Annotated in this window: 3 protein-coding genes; all 3 read right to left on the bottom strand. The window is 54.5% G+C overall.

The genetic code is table 11. From position 1 onward, the window contains the following. Positions 1 to 473 (bottom strand): carbohydrate ABC transporter permease (locus PKX57_RS11505; protein ID WP_472417448.1); only part of this gene is annotated, 473 nt, incomplete at its 3' end. Between the two features lie 16 nt (positions 474 to 489). Beyond that, the gene (locus PKX57_RS11510) at positions 490 to 2,763 is read right to left on the bottom strand and encodes a carbohydrate ABC transporter permease (RefSeq protein WP_472417450.1); all 2,274 of its coding nucleotides are present in this window, start codon (positions 2,761 to 2,763) and stop codon (positions 490 to 492) included. A 59-nt stretch (positions 2,764 to 2,822) separates the two neighbouring features. Further along, positions 2,823 to 4,012 (bottom strand): extracellular solute-binding protein (locus PKX57_RS11515; protein ID WP_472417452.1); only part of this gene is annotated, 1,190 nt, incomplete at its 5' end.

Consider the following 4,012-nt stretch of genomic DNA (forward strand, 5'->3'; position numbering starts at 1 on the left):
AAAAACATTCCCCAGATGTTTCCCAGCGCCGGAACGATCATCGCCCAGTAAGTATCCACCCAGTCGAGAGAGTGGAGAATTATGAAGCCCGGTATCAGCGTCACGACGCCGGGCAGGAGCATGAAAGTGATGAAGAGCTTGAACATGAAGTCCCGGCCGGGGAAGTGAAGCCTCGAAAGCGCGTATCCCCCCATGGCCACCAGTATTATCTGTCCGATCAGCACGCAGACAGTCACGAAAAGCGTGTTGAAGATGTATCTTCCCCAGGGCTGCGACTTCCACATCTCCACGTAATTCTCCAGGCGGAGGACATCGGGGATCAACTTGGGCGGAAGTCTGTACATTTCGAACTCTGCCATGAAAGAGAAGGAGATCATCAGTATGTACGGCAGGAGAGTGGATAGACCCAGAAGAATCAAAAGGGCCATAATAACTATCCTGGTTATAATCGTCATGATTTTGTTGTCTCTCATACCCTCACTCCCCTTCTCAGAAGTACGCCTGCCAGCTTTCTTTGCCGAAGAGCTTGAATTCGACGAAGGTCAGAACGGCCAGCAAAAGGAAGAGTATCCACGACTGGGCGGCGGCGTACCCCATTCTCATATCCACCCAGGCCGACTGCCAGATGTGGTAGAAAACGACGTCGGTCGATCTCAGCGGGCCTCCCTGGGTGAGAACGTATATCGGCGTAAAGACCTGGAAGGACCCTATCACACTCGTCACCAGTACGAAGAGGCTAGTGGGCTTCAACAACGGGAGGGTTATCTTCCAGAAGATCTTCGGTTTGCTCGCTCCATCGACGCTGGCGGCGTCGTAGAAGTCCTTGGGGATACCCTGCAGGCCGGCTAGAAAGATCAGTAACTGGCTTCCTATGGCCGACCACACACCGATTATCATCATCGAGATCAGCGCGAACTGGGGCGATTCAAGCCAGGCTATCGGTTTGATCCCCACCAGCCCGAGAATGAAGTTGAGAACGCCGAAGTCGCGGTTGAAGATCCAGCGCCAGACTATGGTCGTTGCGACGCCGGCCGTGACGACCGGGAGGTAGTAAAGGACCCGCAAAACGATAGAAAGTTTCCCCAGCTTGTTAACTGCGATAGCCAAAAGAAGAGAGATGAACATGCCTATCGGGACGTAGATCGAATAAACGGCCGTGTTTTTTAGCGCGTTCCAGAACTTGAAATCGCCGAAGATCTCTATGAAATTTTCCAGCCCCACGAAAGGCTTGGCGGCGTCCACTATGCTCCATCTCCTGAAGGCCAGGAAGAGGGCGAAGCCCATCGGGCCAACCGCCCACCAGATCAGATGGACCAGCGCCGGCATTAGAAAGCCGTAACCTATGAAGGTCCGCTTTATCAATATGCTGGACTGGATATTGTTTATTATGAAGCCGCTCACGACAGCCATCACCAGCAAGGTCAGAATCATACCGATCGCGAAGAACTGTATCGAAAGCACGGCGTTCTCTCTGGACGTCTCCTCGTACAGAACGGTGGTTTCGATCCCGGAGATCTCTCCGGTCGCGTAGGTGTGCAGAACGTCGTTGAGTTTCGCCGTTCCCTTCACGATTCCCCCTTCGACCGTGGATGAGGAGATAATCTCGAGGTTCGAAAGTCTCCTTTCGGTGAGGTTGGAGGCCAGGAGCGAACCCCCTTCACGCATCACAAAATTCGCACCGGTAGTCTCCCTGGATCTTTCTATGAATTCGGCCGGAGAGTCGGCGCCTTCAACCTCCAGAAAGCGTTCTACGTCCCCGAACCATCCCCTGGCGTTCTTCATGGCCACCGCATCGCTGAGAGCCTCGAGCGACTCCCCGTAGACGACGTAACCGAATACCGCGACCATGACGATGGCGGGGAGAAAGGCCGACAGACAGTACAGAAAGCGCGTGGACTTCTTCATCTTCGGATCCTTTTGAACTTTCTTGAAGTAAACATAAAGCAAGAAAAGCGCGAAAATCAGCGAGGCGATCCCGGAAACCCAAATGAAAACGGCCAGAGAACCGATTCCTCTCTTCCAGATGGCCGGCGTGGTCACCGTCGAGAAAAAGGAAATGACATCCCAGTTATCGGAATCGTAGATCGCAAGGGCGTTCACTATCATTTCTCCGTCGGCTGAAGATATCTCCGCCGATTCCGGCCGCTGGCTGTTCATGGTTCTCTTGAAGAGGTCGCGGAGCAGGGCCTGATCGATTTTCGGCGCACCGGCAGGCGCCTTGAAACTGTCTTCATCTCCGTAATAGACCAGAAGTTCTCTATCGTATGCGCTCAGAGAGTTTGTGAGCAAGCCGTCGAATCTGTCGAGAAGGACAACAAACACAGTGTCCTCGAGTGTCAGAATTCCGGCCTGGATATACAGCTTATCGTTGAATCTGGAAACTTCGGCCCTGGGTAGTCCGCTGGAGAAGGTCAGATTCTCGAAGAAAATCGAAGACGACAGATCGTCGGGAACGGAGTAGCCGAAGTCTTCGAGCAGTTTGCCGTCTAAATCGTACAGGGCGGCGAAGACTATATCGTCTGAAAGACCTTCAACAACGCTTCCGACAGCCTGCGGATCGTCGACCAGCGGATACAGTTCGCCGTCTATCTCGGCCGCAAGGTTCTGGTAGTTGAGCTTCATGCTCTTGAGCAGAGAGGACTCGCTTTCCCGGGCGTAACTGGAATAACCATCGGCCGCGTATAAATTGAGAATAGCGAACCCCGACAGCATCAGAAGCGCTACGAATATAAAAAGACCTATCAGAAGTTTGTTGTGCCTCAAAGCCATCCCTCCCGAATAAGGAAAGGAGCGGCGCGACGGCCGCTCCTCAGGAAAACCTGTTACTTTTCACCCTTCTCAATGTACTGGTCGATCGTCGCAGCTGCCCAATCCATGGCCTGTTTGACGGTCTCTCCTCCGACGTTCATCCTGTCGAAGGCCTCGGCCCACGTATCCTCGAACTGGGGTCTGTAATACTTCGTCAGCGAGCCCACCGGTACCCTGGCGTAGTCGAGCATACCTATGAAGGTAGAATCGAGCGCGTCCTTGGCGGCCTGAAGCTCGGCTATGCTCCTGATAGCCGAGACCGCAAGTCCTCCTTCGAGGCATCTCTTGGTCTGCGCGTATTCGCTCGACAGGAAGGCGGCCAGCTTGGTCGCGCCGGACTTGTCGGCTACGTTTGAAGGTACGGCCCAGCCGGAAGCGTAGGTGATCGTTGCCTTGCTTTCCTCGCTCGCGTAAGGTATCGAGGCGCCTCCGACCTTGAGATCCGCTCCCTTCGCGATCTGTGATTTGATAGAGACGTTGAACCAGCGGCCGGTGATAATCATGGCAACCTTGCCGGTGTAGAACAGTGCCGAAGCTCCGCCCAGAGAGCTGGCTTCCTGCGGCGTCGGCGCATAGCCCTTGGCGAGGAGATCCATGTAGAAGTTATAGGTACCGACGTTCACGTCGCTGTTGAGGTACCCAGAAGTCTTGGTGAAGTCCGGGCTGAAAACCTCGCCACCGCCTGCCCAGAGGATAGGCACTACCACGCCTACCCAGGAAGGGAAGGAGAAACCCCAGACGTCGTTCTTTCCGTCGCCGTCGGTGTCCTTGCTCAGCTTCTTGACTGTCTCGGCGAACTCCTCCATCGTCCAGCCGTTCTCCGGCGGATAAGGGACTCCGAACTGGTCGAAAACGTTCTTGTTGTAGAAGATTCCTATCGGGCTGGTATCTTTGGGAAGCGCGTATAGACTCCTTCCCGACCTGAAGATGTCGACGAGAACGGGGAAGTACTCGTCGAGGTTCGTTCCGCTAGCGCCCTCCCTGCTCAGCCTGCTTATGAAGGGGTTGATATCGGTCAGATACTTGCCCTCCACGAAGGCCGGGATCATTTCGGCGTCCAGCAGAATGACATCGGGGGGTGTTCCGGCACCGATATCGGTCAGAATCTTCTGGTAGTAATCGCCGGGAACCGGTTCGTAAACCACTTCGTATTCCGGATTGAGTCTCATGAATTCTGCGATGATCGCCTCGTCAAGCGCGGCTT

This window comes from Mesotoga sp. (genome assembly GCF_035363035.1).
In the GTDB taxonomy this organism is placed as follows: Bacteria; Thermotogota; Thermotogae; order Petrotogales; family Kosmotogaceae; genus Mesotoga.